16 protein-coding genes are annotated in these 21504 nt (G+C 43.9%); 8 read left to right on the forward strand and 8 right to left on the reverse strand.

Annotated features, from left to right (window positions below; genetic code table 11):
- Positions 1 to 25 precede the first annotated feature (25 nt).
- Positions 26 to 3466 (forward strand): DNA polymerase II large subunit, encoded by a 3441-nt coding sequence (locus AOB57_RS07260; RefSeq protein WP_054299722.1) that lies wholly within the window; start codon positions 26 to 28, stop codon positions 3464 to 3466.
- Between the two features lie 355 nt (positions 3467 to 3821).
- Here AOB57_RS07260 and mmp10 read toward each other — a convergent pair whose 3' ends face one another.
- Positions 3822 to 5069, reverse strand: a complete 1248-nt coding sequence (gene mmp10 / locus AOB57_RS07265; protein ID WP_054299721.1) for a methyl coenzyme M reductase-arginine methyltransferase Mmp10 — start codon at positions 5067 to 5069, stop codon at positions 3822 to 3824.
- Between the two features lie 420 nt (positions 5070 to 5489).
- On the opposite strand from mmp10, the gene mcrB reads away from it, so the two are divergent.
- Genes mcrB through mcrA form a run of 5 tightly spaced genes read left to right on the forward strand, consistent with a single transcriptional unit; the run spans position 5490 to position 10432 of the window.
- Entirely contained in the window at positions 5490 to 6794 is a 1305-nt protein-coding gene (gene mcrB, locus AOB57_RS07270) for a coenzyme-B sulfoethylthiotransferase subunit beta (protein ID WP_054299720.1), read from the forward strand.
- A gap of 24 nt (positions 6795 to 6818) precedes the next feature.
- The gene (mcrD, locus tag AOB57_RS07275) at positions 6819 to 7331 is read left to right on the forward strand and encodes a methyl-coenzyme M reductase operon protein D (protein WP_054299719.1); all 513 of its coding nucleotides are present in this window, start codon (positions 6819 to 6821) and stop codon (positions 7329 to 7331) included.
- 6 nt (positions 7332 to 7337) lie between these two features.
- Positions 7338 to 7958, forward strand: a complete 621-nt coding sequence (mcrC, locus tag AOB57_RS07280) for a methyl-coenzyme M reductase I operon protein C (RefSeq protein WP_054299718.1) — start codon at positions 7338 to 7340, stop codon at positions 7956 to 7958.
- A gap of 1 nt (position 7959) precedes the next feature.
- Positions 7960 to 8706, forward strand: a complete 747-nt coding sequence (mcrG, locus tag AOB57_RS07285) for a coenzyme-B sulfoethylthiotransferase subunit gamma (protein WP_054299717.1) — start codon at positions 7960 to 7962, stop codon at positions 8704 to 8706.
- Positions 8707 to 8716: 10 nt separating this feature from the next.
- On the forward strand, positions 8717 to 10432 hold the full coding sequence (mcrA, locus tag AOB57_RS07290) for a coenzyme-B sulfoethylthiotransferase subunit alpha (protein WP_054299716.1): 1716 nt from the start codon (positions 8717 to 8719) through the stop codon (positions 10430 to 10432).
- A gap of 308 nt (positions 10433 to 10740) precedes the next feature.
- Here mcrA and AOB57_RS07295 read toward each other — a convergent pair whose 3' ends face one another.
- The 5 genes from AOB57_RS07295 to AOB57_RS07315 all read right to left on the reverse strand — a co-directional run bounded on the left by AOB57_RS07295 (position 10741) and on the right by AOB57_RS07315 (position 16187).
- Positions 10741 to 11721 carry a 50S ribosomal protein L11 methyltransferase gene (locus tag AOB57_RS07295; RefSeq protein ID WP_054299715.1) on the reverse strand — a complete coding sequence of 327 codons (981 nt, stop codon included), beginning with the start codon at positions 11719 to 11721 and terminating at the stop codon, positions 10741 to 10743.
- Between the two features lie 255 nt (positions 11722 to 11976).
- A complete protein-coding gene (aroA, locus tag AOB57_RS07300; RefSeq protein WP_054299714.1) occupies positions 11977 to 13269 on the reverse strand; it encodes a 3-phosphoshikimate 1-carboxyvinyltransferase in 1293 nt (430 codons plus the stop codon).
- A 170-nt stretch (positions 13270 to 13439) separates the two neighbouring features.
- Positions 13440 to 14093 (reverse strand): thymidylate synthase, encoded by a 654-nt coding sequence (locus AOB57_RS07305; RefSeq protein ID WP_054299713.1) that lies wholly within the window; start codon positions 14091 to 14093, stop codon positions 13440 to 13442.
- Positions 14094 to 14322: 229 nt separating this feature from the next.
- Positions 14323 to 15186 carry a zinc metalloprotease HtpX gene (htpX, locus tag AOB57_RS07310; protein WP_054299712.1) on the reverse strand — a complete coding sequence of 288 codons (864 nt, stop codon included), beginning with the start codon at positions 15184 to 15186 and terminating at the stop codon, positions 14323 to 14325.
- 449 nt (positions 15187 to 15635) lie between these two features.
- On the reverse strand, positions 15636 to 16187 hold the full coding sequence (locus AOB57_RS07315; RefSeq protein WP_054299711.1) for a dihydrofolate reductase family protein: 552 nt from the start codon (positions 16185 to 16187) through the stop codon (positions 15636 to 15638).
- A 54-nt stretch (positions 16188 to 16241) separates the two neighbouring features.
- Here AOB57_RS07315 and AOB57_RS07320 point away from each other — a divergent pair, with 54 nt between their 5' ends.
- Positions 16242 to 17315 carry a hypothetical protein gene (locus AOB57_RS07320; RefSeq protein WP_054299710.1) on the forward strand — a complete coding sequence of 358 codons (1074 nt, stop codon included), beginning with the start codon at positions 16242 to 16244 and terminating at the stop codon, positions 17313 to 17315.
- A gap of 291 nt (positions 17316 to 17606) precedes the next feature.
- Entirely contained in the window at positions 17607 to 18416 is an 810-nt protein-coding gene (locus AOB57_RS07325) for a nitrilase-related carbon-nitrogen hydrolase (protein WP_082384310.1), read from the forward strand.
- A gap of 166 nt (positions 18417 to 18582) precedes the next feature.
- Here the strand turns inward: AOB57_RS07325 and gatB are convergent, their stop codons facing one another.
- Positions 18583 to 20070: an Asp-tRNA(Asn)/Glu-tRNA(Gln) amidotransferase subunit GatB gene (gene gatB / locus AOB57_RS07330; protein ID WP_054299709.1), complete on the reverse strand. Its 1488-nt coding sequence runs from the start codon at positions 20068 to 20070 to the stop codon at positions 18583 to 18585.
- Positions 20071 to 21498 carry an Asp-tRNA(Asn)/Glu-tRNA(Gln) amidotransferase subunit GatA gene (gene gatA / locus AOB57_RS07335; protein ID WP_054299708.1) on the reverse strand — a complete coding sequence of 476 codons (1428 nt, stop codon included), beginning with the start codon at positions 21496 to 21498 and terminating at the stop codon, positions 20071 to 20073. It abuts the gene before it with no gap.
- Positions 21499 to 21504 lie beyond the last annotated feature (6 nt).

Below are 21504 nucleotides of genomic sequence, written 5' to 3' on the forward strand. Positions count from 1 at the left end.
ATTTTCTTTTTAGAGGAGCTTTCAAATGGGAGAAACGATTGCAAGTAAGGAAGTGCACGAATACTTCGACGAGCTTGAAGCAAGACTAAATGACGCTATCGAGATTGCAAATAAGGCTCGAGCTCGCGGAAGAGACCCAAAACCCACTGTAGAGATTCCCCTTGCTAAGGACCTTGCGGATAGGGTTGAGAACCTTATAGGAGTAGAAGGAGTTGCTGCAAAGCTCCGCGAGCTTGAGCAAAGGATGTCCAGGGAAGAAGCTGCTCTCGAAATCGGGCGTGAGGTAGCTGAGGGAGAGGTTGGAAGCTTTCCGACAAAAAAGGATGCAGTTGAAGCTGCGATTCGGGTTTCCATGGCAACCCTTACGGAAGGAGTGGTTGCAGCTCCTATTGAAGGTATTGACAAGGTTGAGCTGGGAAAGAATGATGATGGTTCGCAATATATACGGATTTTCTACTCAGGACCCATCCGGAGTGCAGGTGGGACTGCTCAGGCTCTTTCTGTGCTTGTTGGCGACTACGTAAGGCGAAGTATGGGTATTGATCGCTACAAGCCGAGGCCTGAAGAAGTAGAGCGTTATGTGGAAGAGATCCTGCTTTATAAAAGGGTTGCAAGCCTACAGTACACGCCCTCGGAAGAGGAGATCCGCCTGATAGTTAAGAATTGCCCTGTCTGTATTGACGGCGACCCAACCGAGGATGCCGAGGTTGAGGGACACAGGGATCTGGAAAGGATAGGGACAAACCGAGTTAGAGGAGGAATGTGCCTTGTACTTGCAGAAGGGCTCGCACTTAAGGCGCCTAAAGTCAAGAAACATGTTAATAAGTTAAACATGGATGGATGGGACTGGCTGGAAACCCTCATTGGAGGTACAAAAAGAGGTGACGATGAGGAAAATGAACAGAAAAACAAGATTAAACCTAAGGATAAGTACATAAGAGACCTTATTGCAGGCAGGTCGGTCTTCTCCCATCCCTCAAGACCAGGAGGATTCAGGCTTCGCTACGGGCGATCCAGAAATACTTCTTTTGCGGCTGCAGGAATTAATCCCTCTACAATGGTTTTGCTTGATGATTTTATTACTAACGGGACTCAGCTCAAGATTGAAAGGCCCGGAAAAGCTGCAGCTATGTCTGCCGTAGACTCGATAGAAGGGCCAACTGTTCGCCTTTACTCTGGAGACCTTATTCGCATAGATAATATAAACGAAGCCTATGAACTTCGTTCACAGGTCGAGGCAATAATAGATATCGGAGAGATCCTGATTAATTATGGCGACTTCCTGGAAAATAACCATCCTCTCATGCCTTCTCCTTATGTCTTTGAATGGTGGCTGTATGACTACGAAGCAGCCTGCCCTGAGACAATACCTGAGAAAGAATTAAAAGAACCATCGGCAGCTCTGGCTCTCAGGCTCACGCAAGAATATGATATTCCTTTACATCCGAAATTTACGTATCTCTGGCACGATATAAACCGGAGTGAGTTTGAAGCTTTAAGGGAATTCGTGGCTGAAAAAGGGAATTTCTCGGCTGAAGATGAAATTCTCAGGCTGCCCCTGAAACCCTGCCTTGAAAGTGGTATCAAATTTATACTTGAAAAACTCCTTGTGCTCCACAGAGTAAAAACTGAAACCATACTGATCGAAGAAGCTCTTCCTTTTATTTTCTGTCTTGGACTTGATTGTCACCTGAATGTGAAAGCCCAAATGCCTGATACCGAGGATATGGTGGAGGCTGCAGCTCTTTTAAGCGGGTTTAGGGTTTTCCCGAGGGCTCCTTCGAGAATAGGGGCAAGAATGGGAAGACCGGAGAAATCCGACCTGAGAAAGATGTCTCCCGCAGCTCAGGTCCTCTTTCCGATAAGCAATGCAGGGGGAATTACACGGAATCTGGTTTCTGCTTCAGATTACATGGCTTCCATGAATGGAAAGATAGGCGAAATTGAAGTGGAACTCGGACTCAGGGAATGCCATGGCTGTGGGAAAGAGACTTATTTCTGGCGCTGCGACTGCGGAGAATATACCCATCCCAAACTTTCCTGCCCCCGCTGTAAAATAGAGGTTAGAGGTGCTGAAACCTGCCCCAAATGCGGTAGAAAACCAAATTCCGTTGCAAATGTCAAACTGGACTTTCGCTCAATTTACAAGCAGGCTTTTGAGAATGTAGGGGAAAGGGAAAAAATGGACCTTATTAAAGGTGTAAAACGGCTCATGAACGGCCAGATGACTCCCGAGCCTCTGGAGAAAGGCATTTTGCGAGCAAAACATAATGTTTACGTTTTTAAAGATGGGACTGTTCGTTATGACATGTCAGATATTCCACTTACACATATCAGGGCTGATGAGATCGGGATAACAGCAGCGAAGCTCCGAGAACTCGGCTACTTTGAGGATATTTATGGGAAACCCCTTGAGAAGGATGATCAGGTTGTCTGCCTGAAGGTCCAGGATCTTGTGATTTCTTACGATGCGGGCGAGTATATGCTGCGTACGGCAAAATATGTGGACGACCTGCTTGTTAAATATTACAAGGTTGAGCCTTATTACAATGCTGAGACAATTCAGGATCTAATAGGCGTACTGCTTATCGGGCTTGCTCCGCATACCTCAGCAGGCGTGCTGGGACGTCTGATTGGGTTTACTAAAGCTTCAGTAGGCTATGCTCATCCTTTCTTTCATGCTTCAAAACGCAGGAACTGCGATGGGGATGAAGATTGCGTGATGCTTCTCATGGATGGGATCCTTAATTTCTCACGGTCTTATCTCCCGGATAAGAGGGGTGGAAAAATGGACGCCCCTCTTGTACTTACTACGAGAATAGATCCCAAAGAAGTAGACAAAGAGGCGCATAATATAGACGTACCTGCAAGATATCCTCTGGAGTTCTACAGGGCTACTCAGGAGATTAAAAACCCCACAGAGCTTGAAGGTGTTATGGACCTTGTGAGTGGCCGGCTTGGAACGCCGGAGCAGTATGAGCATTTTATGTTTACACATGATACTACAGATATTGCTGCGGGCCCGCTCAATTCATCATATAAGACTCTGGGAAGCATGATCGAAAAAATGGAGGCTCAACTTTCCCTTGCCAACAAAATAAGAGCAGTAGATGCTTCGGATGTAGCTGAAAGAGTGCTCAAGTCCCATTTCCTTCCTGATCTTCTTGGAAATTTACGCTCCTTTTCCAGGCAGCGAATGCGCTGCATAAAGTGCGGAGAGAAATTCCGGCGTCCTCCGCTGACCGGTAACTGCCCTAAATGCGGAGGTAATGTAGTGCTGACTGTACACGAAGGAGCTGTCCGTAAATATCTTGAGGTTTCAAAAGAGATCGGGGAAAGGTATAGGGTTTCCAGTTATACTCGACAGAGAATTGAACTTCTTGATAAAGATATACGTTCTCTATTTGAAAACCATAGGATTAAACAATTGGGACTTACGGATTTCATGCCCGGGTCAGCGCGTTGAGAATGGATGAAAGAAAAATAAACATATAAAAAAAGATTATTCTGATGAATTTAAAGGAGGCAGGGCAATTTGGGAGCCAAAAAACGCAGGAGCATTTATTAATAAGTTCTCCAATTTTACTGCCCACATTCTTACTATCATTCTGGAGAGAGGTAATTTTCAGGTTTTAATTGCCCCTCCAAAGAAAGAATTGCCTGTATCAGAGTAACAGCATTCTATAGATTTTTCATGTAATTATATAATTAAAAGGCTATTTATATACTATCTTTTTGATTATCTATATCCTTTACTGAATTTGTTTTTTTTATACTGTATAATGTTTTTTTTCTAAAACTCAAGCAGATTAACTATATAATTATGACCGGATTTGTTCCACAGGCAATCCAAGAGAGTTAATCTGCCCTATTAGTTCAGTAAAGTTTTCAATCTCCAGCTCAAGAACCTCTTCTCTGCTCATGCCTATTGACATCTCACCGTCTACGGAAAGACGCTCCGGACCCCTGCGGACAAGCCTGTCAATCCCGTCTCTTTTTAGGGCTTCTTTAACCTCCATATCGTGAACAAAGGCTCTTCCGGGAATAAAAACGGTTTCGCTTACTTCTGAAAGATCCAATTTCTTGAAATCCTCAATAGTAATGAGGCATCCAATGTCTTTTTTCGGAGAAACAACATTCACAGAACCTCCAAGAGCCTCAAAAATCTCCCGTAGTCTTGGAGCTGCTATCCGACCTGTAATGATGGTGGCTTTTTTTGTGGTTCTAGGAAGTTTTTCAAGGGCTTCGGGAACATTCCTGATGGCAAAAGGAGAACCTATTAACGGGTCTTCAAGCGGGGTTCCTGTAATCCTTATGGAAGGGTGATTTGCTGCGGACTTCCGTACTAGCTCCGTGAATTCCTGAACAGTGTGTGGAATTATACCTGGAATAATGGGAGCATTATTGAGAATAAGTCCATTTTCCGGAAAGTTTGCAAATCTCATCAGGATAGCTCCTTTTGCACCCATATTTTCCAGGTCATTGAGTGTTTTATCAAGGATCTCTCCATCGTTTACTCCCGGGATTAGTACAATAGCTCCGTACACATCGCAATGAGCACAGAAATCCCGAAGGACCTGCAAAGAAGCTTCAGGTTCCGGATCATTCATATATTCAGCTCTTAAAGCAGGATCGGTTGCAAAGACTGTAAAACTCACCTCTGTAATTCCGTGGTCTATGTAGAAAAGAGCATCATCAGGCTTGCTGAAACCTTTTCCACTTGTGTATCCCAGATGTATCTGAGTTCCGAATTGAGACAGGAAAGCGACAAGATTTCCCAGTTCCGGGTAACAGCTTAAATCGCCCCCTCCGCTGATAGTGAATTTTGTTATCTCACCATTTGCAAAATAGAGTTTTCTTGCGGTTTCTTCCAGCACAATTTGAAGAGGTTTAAAACCTGAGTATGACTCCTTTACACTGCGAGTACAGTAGTCACATCCTTTTTTGAAAGGTAGACAGTACTTGCAGCCTAGAGGCTGAATGTCTTTGACCTTTTTAAAATAACAATATTTACAGAAGCCTCTACAGTCTACCCCTGGATTTCCGCCTACGTCGATAACTACTTCCATATTAAACTTTCGTATTACCAAGATATTACTAAATCTTTTTGGTATGACTTTTAGTTAATAGAATAACGTATAAAAAATATTAACGTAATTTTCATGTTATCTTAAAAAAAAATATATTTATGTAATTTCGTTAATTTCTGCCAACTTTAAATAATGTTAAAATATAGTTCGTCGGTTGATATCGTTTTTTTTATATAATTATACAAAAATAGATTTTATATTAATAAAATTGTTTTTAAAAAAATCCATAAATTCCCCGTTCAAAGAACACAAAAGATTTAAGTACCTTCTAAACGAATGAGATTTCATTGGGAAAGTGGACACTTAAAAACGACGCGGTACTTGATTTATTGAGTGCATAAGCACTTTAGTAGGTGACCAGTCCCAAAATGATTTTAATAAATTAAGGAGGAAATTAAAGTGTCTGACACAGTAGACATCTACGACGACAGAGGAAAACTGCTCGAGAGCAATGTCGACATTAAGAGTCTTGCTCCAACAAGAAACGCAGCAATTAAAAAGATCATCATGGACACCAAGAGGTCCGTCGCAGTCAACCTCGCAGGTATTCAGGGTGCACTTGCCAGCGGCAAGATGGGCGGAAGGGGCCGTCAGATTTTAGGCCGTGGACTCAACTATGACTTGACCGGCAACGCCGAAGCAATTGCAGAAAGTGTTAAAAATTATGTCCAGGTCGACGAAGGCGATGACACCGAAGTAAAGATCGTTAAGGGTGGAAAAAGCCTTCTGATTCAGTCCCCATCATCCAGGATAATTGCCGGTGCTGACTATATGGCCGCAACCACAGTCGGTGCAGCAGCAGTTACCCAGACTATTATTGACATGTTCGGAACCGATCCGTATGACGCCCCCATAGTAAAAGGAGCTGTCTGGGGAAGCTACCCACAGACAATGGACCTCATGGGCGGAATGGTTCAGGGCATTCTCAGTATCCCCCAAAACAACGAAGGGCTCGGTTTCTCCCTCAGGAACATTATGGCCAACCACGTTGCAGCAATCTGCAACCGGAATGCAATGAACACATCAGCTCTCTCCTCTATTTACGAACAGAGTGGTATTTTCGAGATGGGTGGAGCAGTCGGTATATTCGAGAGACAGCAGCTCCTCGGTCTTGCATACCAGGGCCTTAACGCCAACAATCTCTTATATGACATTGTAAAGGAAAACGGTAAGGACGGTACCATTGGAACCGTTATCGAGTCCGTTGTCCGCAGGGCAATTGAAGACGGTATTATCTCCGTTGACAAGACTGCTCCTTCTGGATACAAATTCTACAAGGCAAACGATGTCCCCATGTGGAATGCCTGTGCAGCAGTTGGTACCCTTGCAGCCACCATGGTGAACTGTGGTGCAGGGCGTGCAGCTCAGAACGTTTCCTCAACTCTTCTCTACTTCAACGATATTCTTGAGAAGGAAACCGGTCTCCCAGGATGCGACTACGGTAAAGTTGAGGGTACCGCAGTAGGATTTTCATTCTTCAGCCACTCCATCTATGGTGGCGGTGGGCCTGGTGTCTTCAACGGTAACCACGTTGTTACCAGACACTCCAGAGGATTCGCAATCCCCTGCGTATGTGCAGCAGTAGCCCTTGACGCAGGTACCCAGATGTTCACAATCGAATCAACATCTGGCCTGATAGGCGACGTGTTCGGTGCAATACCAGAATTCCGCGAGCCGATTAAGGCAGTTGCAGGAGCGCTCTAAACATATAACTCAAAAGGTCTAACGATGTCAGACTCTGCTTCAAATACTGAAGATTTTATTCAAATCGAAATTTTTCCCAGTAGAATCCTGTCCCCTGAAACAGCTCAGAAACTCATAACTGAGATTTATAAGGTGGACGGGGTAATCCGCGTCATGGTGCAGGGCAACCGGCTGCCTGATAAGGTATGTTCTGGTCCCGGCACCGGGGAAAAGGTGGAACATCCATTGAAAAAGCCTATTCAGATTGGAGATCAGGTTGTTGAATTGAAAATCTGTGTGGGCAGGATCAGGGTTGAACTTTCAAACGCCGAAGCTAAAGAGCAGATCAGGGAAGTATGCGAAAAACTGTTCCCGTTTCCCTTTGAATTCAGGGAAGGACATTTCCTCAAAAAGAAGCCTACTGTAACTGACTATGCCAAACTCGGTCCTGGAGCAGATCCTCGGTTTCTTGGTATGGTAGATCCCAAATCCAGAGCAGACCAGCTCATCTTTATCGAGAAACAAGAGAAGCAAGAAAAAAAGGATAAAAATGAGTGAAAAAGTATGATGATCGACCGGGAAACGCAGGTAGTTGACTGCAGATGCGGTGGCGGACTTGGCAAAGGAGGAGGACTTGCTCAGCGAGGTACTCTGTCGGAAGCCGGCCGTGCTGAGGTCGTAGCTATTGCCATGAGTCCCGGACAGAGGCATATCACAAAACCGGTATGCGAGATCACATACGGAATGAGGAAAGAGAACATCCAGGTCAGTGTATTGGTACTATACTCAGGCACCGGAATTCCTGAATCCGGAATGAGAACCGGATCTTTTGTACTGAGTCCGGTAGAAGTCGCACAGATTGAAATGCACAAACTGGCTGTTATTCACCTCGGAAATATCAAGGACCATGTTGTTAGAAAAACCAGGGAAATCCTGAGCCAGGCTAATATCCCGGCGATTGTAGTCAGCCAGATCCCAGTGGATTTCGAGGATTTTGCAGAAGCAGGGATAAAGACGAGATTAGTGATGCCAAGGGATGAAAATATTCTTACAAAGGGAATTGTGATGGATATGATAAGCGGAGTTACACGTGGTGACTCCTGTCCCAGGGACAAGCTAAATTTGATCATTAAATACGTCAAGACTACATTAGACCAGTTAGAAGATCATAAAGGAGTTGCATGAGATGGCATACGAGAGACAATTTTATCCAGGCGCAACATCAGTTGCCGAAAATAGAAGAAAACACATGTCTGGAAAACTTGAGAAACTCAGGGAGATTTCAGACGAAGACTTAACAGCAATTCTCGGGCACAGAGCCCCAGGAAGTGACTATCCAAGCACCCACCCACCACTTGCAGAGATGGGAGAGCCGGCATGCTCGATTCGCGAGAATGTTGAACCTACACCCGGTGCAAAGGCCGGTGACAGAGTCAGGTATGTCCAGTTTACTGACTCCATGTACAACGCGCCTGCAACCCCATACTTCAGATCATACTTTGCAGCAATCAACTTCAGAGGCGTAGACCCAGGTACCCTTTCCGGACGTCAGATCGTAGAGGCCCGTGAGAGGGACATGGAACAGTGCGCAAAGGTCCAGATGGAAACCGAAATCACAGACCCCGCACTCTCAGGTATGCGTGGAGCAACTGTCCACGGTCACTCTGTCCGTCTCCAGGAAGATGGTGTGATGTTCGACATGCTCGACAGGAGAAGACTCGAAGGTGGCACCATTATAATGGACAAGGACCAGGTTGCAATCCCACTCGACAGGAAAGTAGACCTCGGAAAGCCAATGTCCAGCGAGGAAGCCGCAAAGAGGACCACAATTTACCGTGTGGACAATGTACCTTTCAGGGACGATGCAGAAGTCATTGAATGGGTACAGAGGATATTTGATCTGAGAACAAAGTACGGATTCCAGCCGAAATGAGGTGATCACGATGGCAGCAGACATTTTTGAAAAATTTAAAAAGAGTATGGAAGTCAAATTCGCACAGGAATTTGGTTCAAACAAGCAGACAGGCGGCGACATCACCAGCAATACCACAAAGTTCCTGAGACTGGGCCCTGAACAGGACGACAGAAAGGTCGAAATGATTAAGGCCGGTAAGGAAATTGCAGAAAAGAGAGGCCTTGCATTCTACAACCCAATGATGCACTCTGGTGCTCCCCTCGGTCAGCGTGCAATCACTCCTTACACCATCTCCGGTACTGACATGGTCTGTGAACCTGACGACCTGCACTTCGTCAACAACGCTGCAATGCAGCAGTTCTGGGACGACATCAGGAGAACCTGTATTGTCGGTCTTGACATGGCTCACGAGACTCTTGAGAAGAGGCTGGGTAAGGAAGTTACCCCTGAAACCATTAACCACTACCTTGAAGTCCTTAACCATGCCATGCCCGGTGCAGCAGTGGTTCAGGAAATGATGGTTGAAACCCACCCTGCCCTTGTTGACGACTGCTACGTCAAGGTCTTTACCGGTGACGACTCACTTGCAGACGAAATTGACAAGCAGTTCCTCATTGACATCAACAAGGAATTCCCAGAAGAACAGGCAGCCCAGATTAAGGCTTCCATCGGCAAGACCTCCTGGCAGGCAATCCACATCCCAACAATTGTCTCCAGAACAACTGACGGTGCTCAGACCTCAAGGTGGGCAGCCATGCAGATCGGTATGTCCTTCATCTCCGCATACGCAATGTGCGCCGGTGAAGCAGCCGTCGCTGACCTGTCCTTCGCTGCAAAGCACGCAGCTCTTGTCTCAATGGGCGAAATGCTCCCAGCAAGGCGTGCACGTGGTCCAAACGAGCCCGGTGGACTATCCTTCGGTCACCTGTCAGACATCATCCAGACAAGCCGCAAAGTCCTTGACGACCCAGCAAAGGTAGCCCTTGAAGTCGTCGGTGCAGGCTGTATGCTCTACGACCAGATCTGGCTCGGATCCTACATGTCCGGTGGTGTCGGGTTCACCCAGTATGCAACAGCTGCATACACCGATGACATCCTCGACAACAACGTGTACTATGACGTTGACTACATCAACGACAAGTACAACGGTGCTGCAAACGTCGGCAAGGACAACAAGATAAAAGCAACCCTCGACGTCGTAAAGGACATCGCAACCGAATCCACAATCTACGGTATCGAGACCTACGAGAAGTTCCCGACTGCCCTTGAAGACCACTTCGGAGGTTCCCAGAGAGCAACCGTGCTCGCAGCCGCAGCCGGTGTCGCAACTGCCCTCGCAACCTCAAACGCCAATGCCGGACTCTCAGGCTGGTACCTCTCCATGTACCTGCACAAGGAAGCATGGGGCAGACTTGGATTCTTCGGATACGACCTGCAGGACCAGTGCGGTGCTACAAACGTTCTGTCCTACCAGGGCGACGAAGGTCTTCCAAACGAACTCCGTGGTCCAAACTACCCCAACTACGCAATGAACGTCGGTCACCAGGGTGGATACGCAGGTATCGCTCAGGCAGCCCACGCAGGTCGTGGAGACGCATTCACCGTCAACCCACTCGTAAAGGTCTGCTTCGCTGACGAACTCCTGCCCTTCAACTTCGCTGAGCCCAGGAAAGAGTTCGGCCGCGGTGCCCTGAGAGAGTTCATGCCTGCTGGTGAGAGATCCCTCGTCGTTCCAGCAAGGTAAACTCAACAAATTAAAAACTTTAAAACAGAGTAGGCCTCCGGCCTACTTTTTGTCTCTTTTTTCTACAATGACTCTTATTAATTCTTCCGAAAACGGCTATTTATTAAAGAGCCTGCTCTAAAGCAATACCAAAAAATTAACGAGCAGAGTTTTCCAGAATATCAAATATAATAAATGTGCAGTTTATCATAAATTTTTAGGCTTTTTCATGCTAGCATAAATTCCAGCATTCGACAACGGTTTTTATCTTTAACTTGAGAGGGATCTTCAAACAACATTCCTTCCTTTTAGCCCCATATACTTTTACTTTAAATTACGACAACTTTTTTGCCTAATTTCCCTGCAGCCTCTACGAATTCTGTTGTATCTACCCCAGGGAATGTATCTACAATACAGATATCAAATTTCTCATCCACACAATTCACTAGTTTTCTTATATCCATGCTGTAAACTTCAAATTTGTCTCCAGAAGCTATTAATTCATCTCCACTATCTGATGGTTTAACTGGAAATCCATTAGCTCCCAAATTAATTAAAGTAGTTTCTATTGCAGGGTTCCATATATCATTAAAAATTACTTTTCGCGCTCCGGCTTTAAGGCATGTGATTCCTAAAGTCCCTGGACCACATGTACAATCAAGAACAGCAGGTCTATCATAATTTTTCAAAGTTTTCTCAAGTATCTCTATTTTGGGAAATTCTATCCTTGGAAACTCTACATGGATTTCATGCTGATATTTGTATATTCCTAAAGCACCGTAAGGAGTCTGTATAATATCACATCTCAAATCGCATCCAGCAAGAAGTTCGTATACGTGAGGGTTAGAATCAGTATCCTTTATACCCACTGTTTTTCTTATATCTCCCTTTAAAACTCCTTTGACCTCCCCAACCTCTTTAACAATTCTTTCAGCACTTTTTTTATCCATTTCATTAGATAATATTACTAAAGAATTCTCAGACAAATAGGGAGGAGAATTAATTGGATAGCCTAGAGTCACAAGAGGAATACATGAATTCCTTAAATTAGCTTTTTTATCTTTTATTCCTTCATCAATCATTACTTTTAGCACGTGAGACATTACAACATCAAGGTGCCTCTTACCGCATTTACAACTCCCAAAATAATTATCAATTTTATCTAAGTTAATCTGATCGGCTAGAGGAGAAAATTTCTTTATATTTTCTGCTTTACAATTGTTACAGGGCTTATAGAACAAATCAATATCTTTTAATACTTCCGAAACTGGTTTTATGCACCTATTTCCACATTTACAGTTTATTTCCATAAGTTTAGATATGGATATTTTGTATAAGTATTATGCCATTTCTTATTTCTTATTTCTTATTATTTACCTAATTCTTGTTCTGGTTAATTTAAGATGTGAATAATTTCTTTGACCGACTGGAGGTTGATTCAAAAAAGAAAATACTGAGTGTTTGAGAGTTTTTCCCACTATCAGCTATCAATGTTAAATTTTGGCATTAAAACAGCATCTAATTTACAGCTAATCTGCACCTAGAGATCCAGATCTTATTTTAACTTATTCTTCTGAAATATCCTTAATTCTTGCTCCAAGACTGCGCATATCTTTAAAGAAATTCGGGTAAGAAATAGAAACGGACTCGGTTGTGTCAATGGTTGTGTTTCCTGCAACCATTCCTGCCAGAGTAAGTGCCATAACGATCCTGTGGTCATCCCAACCGTGAACCTGTGCTCCCTGCAGTTTTCCGCCAGTGATGGTCAGGCTGTCCCTTTCCTCTTTAAGGTCTACCCCAAACTTTGGAAGTTCGGTTGCAAGGGCACGCAGACGGTCTGTTTCCTTATATCTGATATGCTCAGCGTTTTCAATCCTGCTCGTTCCCTCGGCAACTGCAGCCAGAACAGCAATGGTCGGAACAAGATCAGGAGTTGACCCTGCATCAAAGGTTATAGCTTTTAATCTTCTTCCCCCCCTGACGGTCACATTACCTGCTTCTTTATCCCAGATGATATCTGCTCCCATCTGTCTCAAAGTCTCAATGATTACCTCATCTCCCTGTCTTGAAGGGAAAAGGCTTTTGACTGTAACTTCCGAGCCGCCGATCATGGCTGTGGCTGCGAGCAGATAGGATGCAGAGGAAAAATCACCTGGAATAGTGTAATCTTTGAAATCATACTTCTGTTTGCCTGGTATTGTAAATCTGGTACCATTACTGTCATCTGTGTGTATTTTGGCACCTGCCAGTTCAAGCATCTCAAGGGTTATATCAATGTAAGGTCTTGATTTAAGTTGGCCTTTAATGGAAAGAATGGTGCTGTTTTCAGCAAGTGGGCAGATTATGAGGAGGGCAGAGATGAATTGGGAACTAATAGTACCATCAATGCTCACTTCCTGCCCTTTTATTCCTCCTTTAACCACAAGCGGAGCTCTCTCATTTCCTCGCGTGGAACAGGCTTTTACTCCCAATTTATTGAGAACTTCAAGAAGAGGTCCGTTTGGCCTGGTGCGAAGGGAAGCATCGCCTGTAAGCACTGTAATCCCTTCAGTAAGGGCTGCTACTGCAGTCATAAAGCGAAGGGTTGTCCCTGAATTTGCGGCATTGATCACATCATCGGGGACTTTGGGTTTCCCATTATTACCATGGATAATAAGCTTGTCTTCCATTTTCTCAATCGAAGCTCCAAATAATTCGGAAGCCCTGACTGTAGCAAGGGTATCGGCTGAAATCAGAGGACGTCTGACAATTGATTCTTTTGAGAGAGCTGCCAGAGTTATAGCCCTGTGAGTGTAACTCTTTGAAGATGGGGCAAAAACCTCCCCTTTAATTGAGGATTTATCGATAGAAACACGCATGTGTACCAGAACTCTTTTATTTTTGTTTTGATTTTCCTCAGACTAAGGTGCTTATTTTTAGTATTTTGAAGACTGTTTTCTAGAACTGCAAAAAACTTAATCAAAGTTATAAGATTTAATGGGCTAAATTAATTCGAGTAAATTCGAAGAACGATTGATGAGATCAAAGCTCAGTTTACCCCTTTTACGATGTTTTCTATCTGATCCCAATCATGGTCATAGATATGCGCTGAGATACTAACAGTAGTGATTGTGCCTGGCTCGGTTCCAACCCGATCGGCTACATACTCGAGGAGTCTCGAGAGCCCGTAAAGGTTTGCCGGATAAGCTCCACCAAAATCGTGGCTTCTAAAGAGAGTAGTAAGGTGAATCTTTCCATCTCTTATCTTAAAGTCATCGAGCATCATGCAGGGGACTTCGTTAACTTTAGTATCTACTGATGGGATCCATGTGACTGCTATTGCTCTCCTTGATGTCGGGGTTTCCTGCAGCTTTTCGATTACATATTTTATCTGGTCCACTTCCCCGCTCCAGTTTCTAAGGCGTTGTCCGTAAGTGTACTCAAAGTCCTGTATGTTTTCACCTGAGATCAGCTGCTTTGCATACTCCTCAAGCCTTTCCTCATTCCAGGCAGTATCGTGCGGGATTCTATCAGTATAAGGATCTTCAATAACTACCATCAGATTCATGAATTCCCTTATCTGGCTTCCCCTTTCATCGGTAATCACCTTCCCGTGGTTCCAGATAATGTTAAGCCCACGGTACCATGCATCAGATATATTTTTAGCTCTGACGATCCTGCCAATCTCAAAATTGTTTTCCATTGAAGATTCCCCAATAAAATCAGGAATTTACCTTTTTTCTTTATTTACCACTTTCTTTTATATGTGCTTTCTCACAGGCATATTCCGGGATTTTTTCTGCATGAGTGTATATCACATATGATTTAAAAAGTTCCGGGCAAAAAAAGAGTATAGAGAAAAGAGATCAAACACGAACTAAAGAAAAAATTGACAAAAAAATTGGACTAAAAGAGATAGTTGAGGAATCTTTTCAGATCCTCATTGCTCTCAGGCGCCTAACCCTTTCATCGGTTACAGGGTGAGTTCTGAAGAGAGATTGGATCGCTCCGCCTTTTAATGGGTTGACAATAAACATATGAGCGCTACTTTCCTTTGCCTGCACGTCTGAAATGCTAGGCCTGTAATGGGAATTCCCGTATTCAAGCTTCTCAAGGGCATCGGCAAGTGCCCAGGGCTTTCTACAAATGCTGGCCCCCTCTGCATCGGCTGCAAATTCTCTTGATCTTGAGATTGCAAGCTGAATCAGGGTTGCAGCGATAGGTGCTAAAATTGCCATCGCGATAAGACCTATTATTCCGCCGCTATCTTCATCATCCCTGCCTCCGAAACCGCCGAAAATTGCAGCCCACTGAGCCCAGTTGGCAAGCATTGTGACAACACCTGCAAGGGTTGCAGCTATAGCACTTATCAGGGTATCCCTATTCTTCACATGTGCAAGTTCGTGTGCCAGCACACCTTCCATTTCTTCATAAGAGAGCAATTGAAGAATCCCGGTTGTAACAGCCACAGCCGCATTCTGTGGATTTCTGCCGGTTGCAAAGGCATTCGGCATTCCGGACTCTACGATATATACTTTAGGCTTTGGTATCCCTGCTCTCATAACGAGCCCATCAACAATCCTGTGCAGGTTCGGAGCTTCCGCTGGGGAAACTTCCTTTGCCCTGTACATTTTGAGTACGATCTTGTCGCTGTACCAGTAGCTTCCGAAGTTCAGGATTATTGCAAAAAGAAAAGCAATAACCATTCCAGTCGGTCCCCCAATAACCCTTCCTATCACGATCATGAGACCAGTAAGGGCGGCAAGCAAAACTGTAGTTTTAAGCATGTTCTTCATGACTTCTCACACGACGTCCTCCCAGGCTAATGTCTGGGTTTTCGGTCTTTGACTTTTAGTTTGGAACTTTTTTTCTTAAGTTGGTTCAAGTAGAATTAGTATTATTTATTCTGATTACCGATATATAATTTTTCTCTCGGTTACACAGGTTAACACAATTGTATTATTTTGATTATTTTCTTTATCCAAAATTGATTCCAAATTCCATAAAATGGAAAGTCTTTTTCTCAAAAGTGAAAATTTCCTTCATTATCTGGTTTGTTTTATTCTTCTCTTTAAGAAGCTGGGATAATCCAACTTCCAAATAATTACTAGTATTTCGTTCTATATATATTTATATTTAATGTGGCCTTGACGTAATTGGTTTGAAATCAAACTAATATTGGATTTAAAGATATATATATTTATTGAAAGTGCCTTTGGGTCATTTTCAATAAGTTAAATTCCGGTTATTTTTGTGACCAACCCTGAACCTTATACCCCACTCCCACCAGCCCGTTCTCATATCTTTCAACCCTTCCGGTCTTTAATCTTATTTCTTTCCCAATCCGATCAAACAGTGGAATCCCACCTCCAAGAATAATGGGAACAATAGTAACAATCAGATCTTCGACCAGATTTTCTTCAAGGAATGCCTTTATAAGCTGTGATCCCCCAACGAGCCAGATATCCTCATCAGTACTTTCCTTAAGCCGGCAAACAAATTCCCCGACGTTTCCGGAAACAAATTCTACGTTTTTTTCCCGGTGCAGGGGCTCGCTTTGTCGTGTGAAAACATATGACTTTTTTCCCCATAAGTTTCCAAAGTCCAGAACCTGTTCATAGGTTTTTCTGCCCATTAGGACTGTTCCTATCGAGGAATAGAATTCAGAATAGCCGTAGTCTGTTTCAGGATTGTTATCATATTTTGTTAACCAGTCTATGCTGCCGTCTTCTCGGGCTATGAAGCCGTCGAGACTGCAGGCGATATAGAGTTTAATTCTAGACATGTTTTCTTTCAATGTTTCCTCCCCTTTAGTAACTTTTATCTGATTTTATGTGATTTTATTTCTTATATGTCTTCTCCGAACATGTCGATACCCCTAAAAACAAAACATTCTCTAAAGGACCACCTTTACTGGAATTTCCTTAATTTTATCCCTTTTCTTATCGGTTCAATAGCGATTGCCAGAAATTCAATCAAATGGGTAGCTGTTTACATAGGAATAGCCCTGTTTTTCTTCCTTATTATTAAACTCCGTTTTGCCTGCATCCACTGCCTTTATTATATCAGGAGTCAAGGCTGCGTAAAATGTATCATGCCCCCGAGAGTGCCAAAACTTTTTAAAGCCCGACCCGGTCCTCACAGCCTTTTTGAGAAGGTTATGATTGTTCTTGGAGCTTTGCCTGTTTTTCTTTTTCCGGTCTACTGGCTGGTCAGGGAACCGATAATGCTGGGAGCCTATATCGTTGCGTGGGTTCTTTTCATTTTGACTGCCCACCGGTATGAGTGTATAAGATGCATTAATTTCGAGTGCCCTGTGAATAGGGCACCTACAGGCGTGAAAGTAGCGTTTAAGAGAGGGGACGATTTTTCTTGGGATGCTGGGTTTTCAGAAGAAGAGCTGCAGGAATCAGGCTCATATAAATGTATATCTCTTAAAAAGAAGCACGAATTTAAGGACTTTCTGTACTGGAATCTCATAACATTGACTATTTTATGTTCGGCAGGACTTGCAATTGGGATTTACTCAACAGGGTGGCTGCTTGCCTACATTTTTTTAGTCTTTTTTCACTTTTACGCCTTAGAGCAGCGTTTTTTCTGCACCCATTGCCCTTACTATGTAACGAGTGAGAAAAAAATGAGATGCATGATGAACTGGGGCTGGCCAAAATATTTCAAACCCAGACCGTATCCTCCAGGCAAATTTGATCTTGCTATTACTACTCTGGGATTTTTAATCGTGATTTTTTTCCCTATTCCCTGGCTTTTGAGAGAGCCATTTCTGATGTTTACTTACTCAGTTTCCATTTTGATTTTCTTGCTGACGATATGGAGATACGAATGTTCACACTGCATCTACTTCGGATGTCCTTTTAACATGGTTCCGTCTGAAGTGAGGAGAAAGTTTGAAAAAAGTGATTACTGAGAGTTTTCAGTAACAAAAAGGAAATTTGGAGAAGTGTTTAAGATTAGAATAGAAGATAACCCTCCAGATTTCACAGGTGGTTTTTCTATTTTCCTGCAATTAAGTACCCCAGTTAACGGCAAGTGCTGACTTCTGGATTAGCCATATAAATAATAGAAAATTATTTATATGCTCATTAATTTTGTATGTAAAGCGTTGCTCGACAGTATTTATTTTTTAACTATTCTCAATTTGCATTGCGATTCCAATCTAAAAATATAAAATTACGATTAAGACTATCAAAGTTAAAGAGTGACTAACGTGAAAGCCGCCTGCATCCAGATGAATATCTCACTTTGCTCAAAACAGGAAAATCTTGAGCGTGCCCTCGACCTGGGCGAAGAAGCGGTTTCTAAAGAGGCGGAGTTGCTCGTTTATCCTGAAGTTTTCTCAACAGGATTTTGTTATGATCGGATAGAGGAAGTGGCTGAGACGGTCTCAGGCCCTACGCTGGAAGCTTTATGTGATTTTTCAAAAGAATATGAGTGTATTCTTGCAGGCTCAATAATAGAAAAGAGAGAAATGGAAGGCGTAAGTAAAGAAAGACAGCTTTCTCCTCAGTTCAACCTCGGTTTTTGCATAGAATCCGGAAAGCTTGCAGGCGTACACAGGAAAACTCAGCTTTATGGTCCTGAAAAAGAATATTTTGCACTTGGAGACCGGATACACCCTATTAGGCTGCAGAAACATGGACTTTCCATAGGGCTCATAGTCTGTAACGAACTCCGGTATCCTGAGGTAGCTCGAAAACTGACAGTTGAGGGAGCCGACCTGCTGGTATCAGCTGCCGAAATACCAGATTTTTATCTATATCCCTGGCGAATTATGTCTTTATCCCGGGCAATTGAAAATCAGCTGCCTCATATCGCCTGCAACAGGGTGGGAAAAGACAGGTACTCAAATTATCCAGGTGGCTCTTTTATTGCTGACGGATGGGGTCGGATTCTGGGAGAAGCTGGAAAAAAGGAATGTATTCTTCTCGGAGAAATCGATCTTGAGGAAGCAAAAAAAATCAGGCAAACTGGCTCGATTCTGGAAGATCGTAGACCTGAACTTTATTAATTTAAGAATTATTTAAATCATATCCAGGCAGAAAATTTATTCAATAATAGATAGAGAAAAGAAGCTCAAAAGAGCGCTTATAGTAAAAGCAATTCGATAAATAGTCTTATAAGAGGTTTAAAATGGTACCTGTTTTTAAATTAAATAAAAGGTGAACCCTGCCGGGTTACCCTTTTAGTTCTTTGATTATCAGTTCGCGTGCAGTTTTTGCGTCTGCCGTACCTTTTGTCTTTTTCATGACCTGCCCCACAAGGAAGTTCAGGGATTTCTCCGTGCCTCCAAGATAGTCCTGTACGGCAGCTTCATTCTCGGTGATTGCTTCGGCAACAGCTTTAGTTACCAGATCGTCTTCGGCTTTGAAAAGCCCCTTTTCTTCGATAATCTGGGATGGGGTTTTTTCCTCAGTGGTGTTCAGCATGGTTCGAATAACTTCAACTGCAGCCCTGTCACTGATTTTACCTTCATCAAAGAGGTTAACCAGTTCTACCATATCCGAAACTTTAAAGGACTTCTTTATTCTCGGATCTTTTGCATGGATGAAGCCTATCTTCTCCCCATCATAAGAAGAGATTGCAAGATCACGGTAGTTTAACTCTCCTAGGAATACGTCAGCCGTCCAGGTGGCTGCAAGCTTTGGATCTACACCTTCTGCACAGACCCCTTCATAGAAGTCAGCAAGCATAATCTTTGATGTAAGAGACCGCGCATGCATATCTGTAATTCCATACTGCTCCATGAAACGGGAGCGCTTGGCATCCGGAAGTTCAGGCAAGGTTTCTTTAATTGCAGGAATCCAGTCTGTAACGCACATAGGCGTGAGGTCGGGTTCGCGGAAGTACCGGTAGTCTTCAGCTTCTTCTTTTGTCCTCATTGGGAGAGTAACACCCCTGCCCTCGTCGAAGTGGCGTGTTTCCTGTACGACTTTTCCTCCACGCCTGATCACATTCTTCTGGCGCATAATCTCATAGAGAAGGGCTCTCTCCACTCCTTTATGAGAGGAGATATTCTTGATCTCAACGCGGGTACCCCCGTGGACAGAGACATTTGCATCCACACGCATTGCGCCTTCCAAGTTGCCGTCAAACACATCAAGATACTCAAGGATATTTCTGAATTTATCAAGGAACCTTCTTGCCTCTTTGGGGCTGCGCATGTCGGGTTCTGTAACAGTCTCAATCAGAGGCATACCTGACCTGTTGTAATCTATAAGTACACCCTTTGATTTCTCTATGCTCCCTATGTGCACAAGCCTTCCAGGATCTTCTTCCATGTGGGCTCTTGTGATCCCTACCGTATGTTCCCCGTCTTCACCCTCAATTACGACTTTTCCTCTGCTTACGATTGGGAAATCATACTGCGTAATCTGGAAACCTTTGGGAAGGTCAGGGTAGAAGTAGTTCTTCCTGTGGAACTGCGTCTCTTCTGCGATCTTCCCTTCGAGGGCAAGCCCCACTTTAATTGCAGCTTCCACTGCTTTTTTGTTCAGTACAGGAAGCGCTCCCGGAAGACCCAGGCAAACAGGGCAGGTGTGAGTATTGGGAGCTGCATTGTGATAGTCCGTAGAGCAGCCGCAGAACATCTTGGTTTTAAGTTTGTTCAACTGGATATGGATCTCAAGCCCGATTCTTACCCCATCAGGGTTTTCATAGACCATTTATGCCACCTCCGGGGGTCTCTTTGTGTGATAATCGGTATTCTGTTCGAAGGTATATGCTGCACGCAGTACAGTAGGTTCGTCAAAAGGCCTCCCAATTATCTGAAGCCCTATTGGCAGGCCGTCAGTGAAACCGCAGGGCACGGAAATTGATGGAACTCCTGCAAGATTGATTGGGCAGGTGTTAACATCCGAAAGGTAGAGGGTGAGCGGATCCTCGATTTTTTCTCCTATTTTAAAAGCAGGGTTCGGTGTGGTTGGAGCCATAAGCACATCAAATTTTGAGGACACACTGTCAAAGTCCTGCTTCACAAGGGTCCTGACCTTCAGGGCTTTTAAATAGTATTTGTCGTGGTACCCTGCTGAAAGGGCATAGGTTCCAAGCAGAATTCTTCGTTTAACTTCTTTCCCGAAACCCTCAGCTCTTGTTTTCGAAACCATCGCATGCCAGTTTTCGCCACTTCCTCTAAACCCGTATCTAGTTCCGTCGAAACGGGCAAGGTTTGAAGAGGCTTCACTCATTGCAATGATGTAATATGAAGCAAGGGCATACTTTATATTCGGCATGGAGACCTCTTCCCAGGTCGCTCCGAGACTTTCAAACTTGTGTATGGCATTCCATACGGCTTTTTCGATATCTGGATGTGTGCCCTCTCCGAGAAATTCCTTCGGTACCCCGATCTTAAGTCCTTTTACATTGTCGACAAGGGCTTTCTGATATTCAATTTCACAGTCAATGGAAGTAGAATCCCTGTGGTCGTAGCCAGCTATGACATCCATAAGGACAGCAATATCTGTTACATTATTTGCAATAGGCCCTATCTGCTCAAGAGAATTTGCGTAAGCCACTACTCCATGTCTGGAAACGGCTCCGTACGTAGGTTTAAGCCCAACAACCCCGCAGAAAGCCGCAGGGCAGCGTATGGATCCGCCTGTGTCCGAACCGAGGGCGAAAGGAGCTTCTCCTGCTGCAACAACTGCTGTACTGCCTCCGGAAGATCCGCCCGGCACTCTTTCAAGGTCCCAGGGATTTGCAGTTGGCCCGTAGTAACTGGTTTCCGTAGAAGAGCCCATCGCAAACTCATCCATATTGGTTTTTCCGAGGATTACTGCTCCCGCTTCAAGAAGCTTCTCGATAACATGAGCATTGAATGGAGGGACATACCCCTCAAGAATCTTCGAACCGCAGCTATTTGGCAATCCGGCTACGGAAATATTATCCTTTATCGCAATTGGCACGCCTGCAAGAGGACCATTGTGTCCTTCGCTATCAATTCTTTTTGCCTGCTCAAGGGCTTTGTCAGATACCGTTATATAACCATTAATTTTGCTCTTTCCTATAGTTTCAAGGTAGTGAGCTGTTACTTCTTCGGCTGAGCTCTCTTTAATTTTCTCTTTAACCTGTGCAACACTCATCCATTTTGCCATCAAAAA

Origin of the sequence: Methanosarcina flavescens (assembly GCF_001304615.2) — an archaeon.
In the GTDB taxonomy this organism is placed as follows: Archaea; Halobacteriota; Methanosarcinia; order Methanosarcinales; family Methanosarcinaceae; genus Methanosarcina; species Methanosarcina flavescens.

What these genes read in the sequence shown, in the direction of transcription:
- AOB57_RS07260 (WP_054299722.1), top strand. Translation starts at nt 26, where the DNA reads ATGGGAGAAACGATTGCAAGTAAGGAAGTGCACGAATACTTCGACGAG.
- mmp10 (WP_054299721.1), bottom strand. Translation starts at nt 5,069, where the DNA reads ATGGAAGTAGTTATCGACGTAGGCGGAAATCCAGGGGTAGACTGTAGA.
- mcrD (WP_054299719.1), top strand. Translation starts at nt 6,819, where the DNA reads ATGTCAGACTCTGCTTCAAATACTGAAGATTTTATTCAAATCGAAATT.
- mcrC (WP_054299718.1), top strand. Translation starts at nt 7,338, where the DNA reads ATGATGATCGACCGGGAAACGCAGGTAGTTGACTGCAGATGCGGTGGC.
- mcrG (WP_054299717.1), top strand. Translation starts at nt 7,960, where the DNA reads ATGGCATACGAGAGACAATTTTATCCAGGCGCAACATCAGTTGCCGAA.
- mcrA (WP_054299716.1), top strand. Translation starts at nt 8,717, where the DNA reads ATGGCAGCAGACATTTTTGAAAAATTTAAAAAGAGTATGGAAGTCAAA.
- AOB57_RS07295 (WP_054299715.1), bottom strand. Translation starts at nt 11,721, where the DNA reads ATGGAAATAAACTGTAAATGTGGAAATAGGTGCATAAAACCAGTTTCG.
- aroA (WP_054299714.1), bottom strand. Translation starts at nt 13,269, where the DNA reads ATGCGTGTTTCTATCGATAAATCCTCAATTAAAGGGGAGGTTTTTGCC.
- AOB57_RS07305 (WP_054299713.1), bottom strand. Translation starts at nt 14,093, where the DNA reads ATGGAAAACAATTTTGAGATTGGCAGGATCGTCAGAGCTAAAAATATA.
- htpX (WP_054299712.1), bottom strand. Translation starts at nt 15,186, where the DNA reads ATGAAGAACATGCTTAAAACTACAGTTTTGCTTGCCGCCCTTACTGGT.
- AOB57_RS07320 (WP_054299710.1), top strand. Translation starts at nt 16,242, where the DNA reads ATGTCTTCTCCGAACATGTCGATACCCCTAAAAACAAAACATTCTCTA.
- gatB (WP_054299709.1), bottom strand. Translation starts at nt 20,070, where the DNA reads ATGGTCTATGAAAACCCTGATGGGGTAAGAATCGGGCTTGAGATCCAT.
- gatA (WP_054299708.1), bottom strand. Translation starts at nt 21,498, where the DNA reads ATGGCAAAATGGATGAGTGTTGCACAGGTTAAAGAGAAAATTAAAGAG.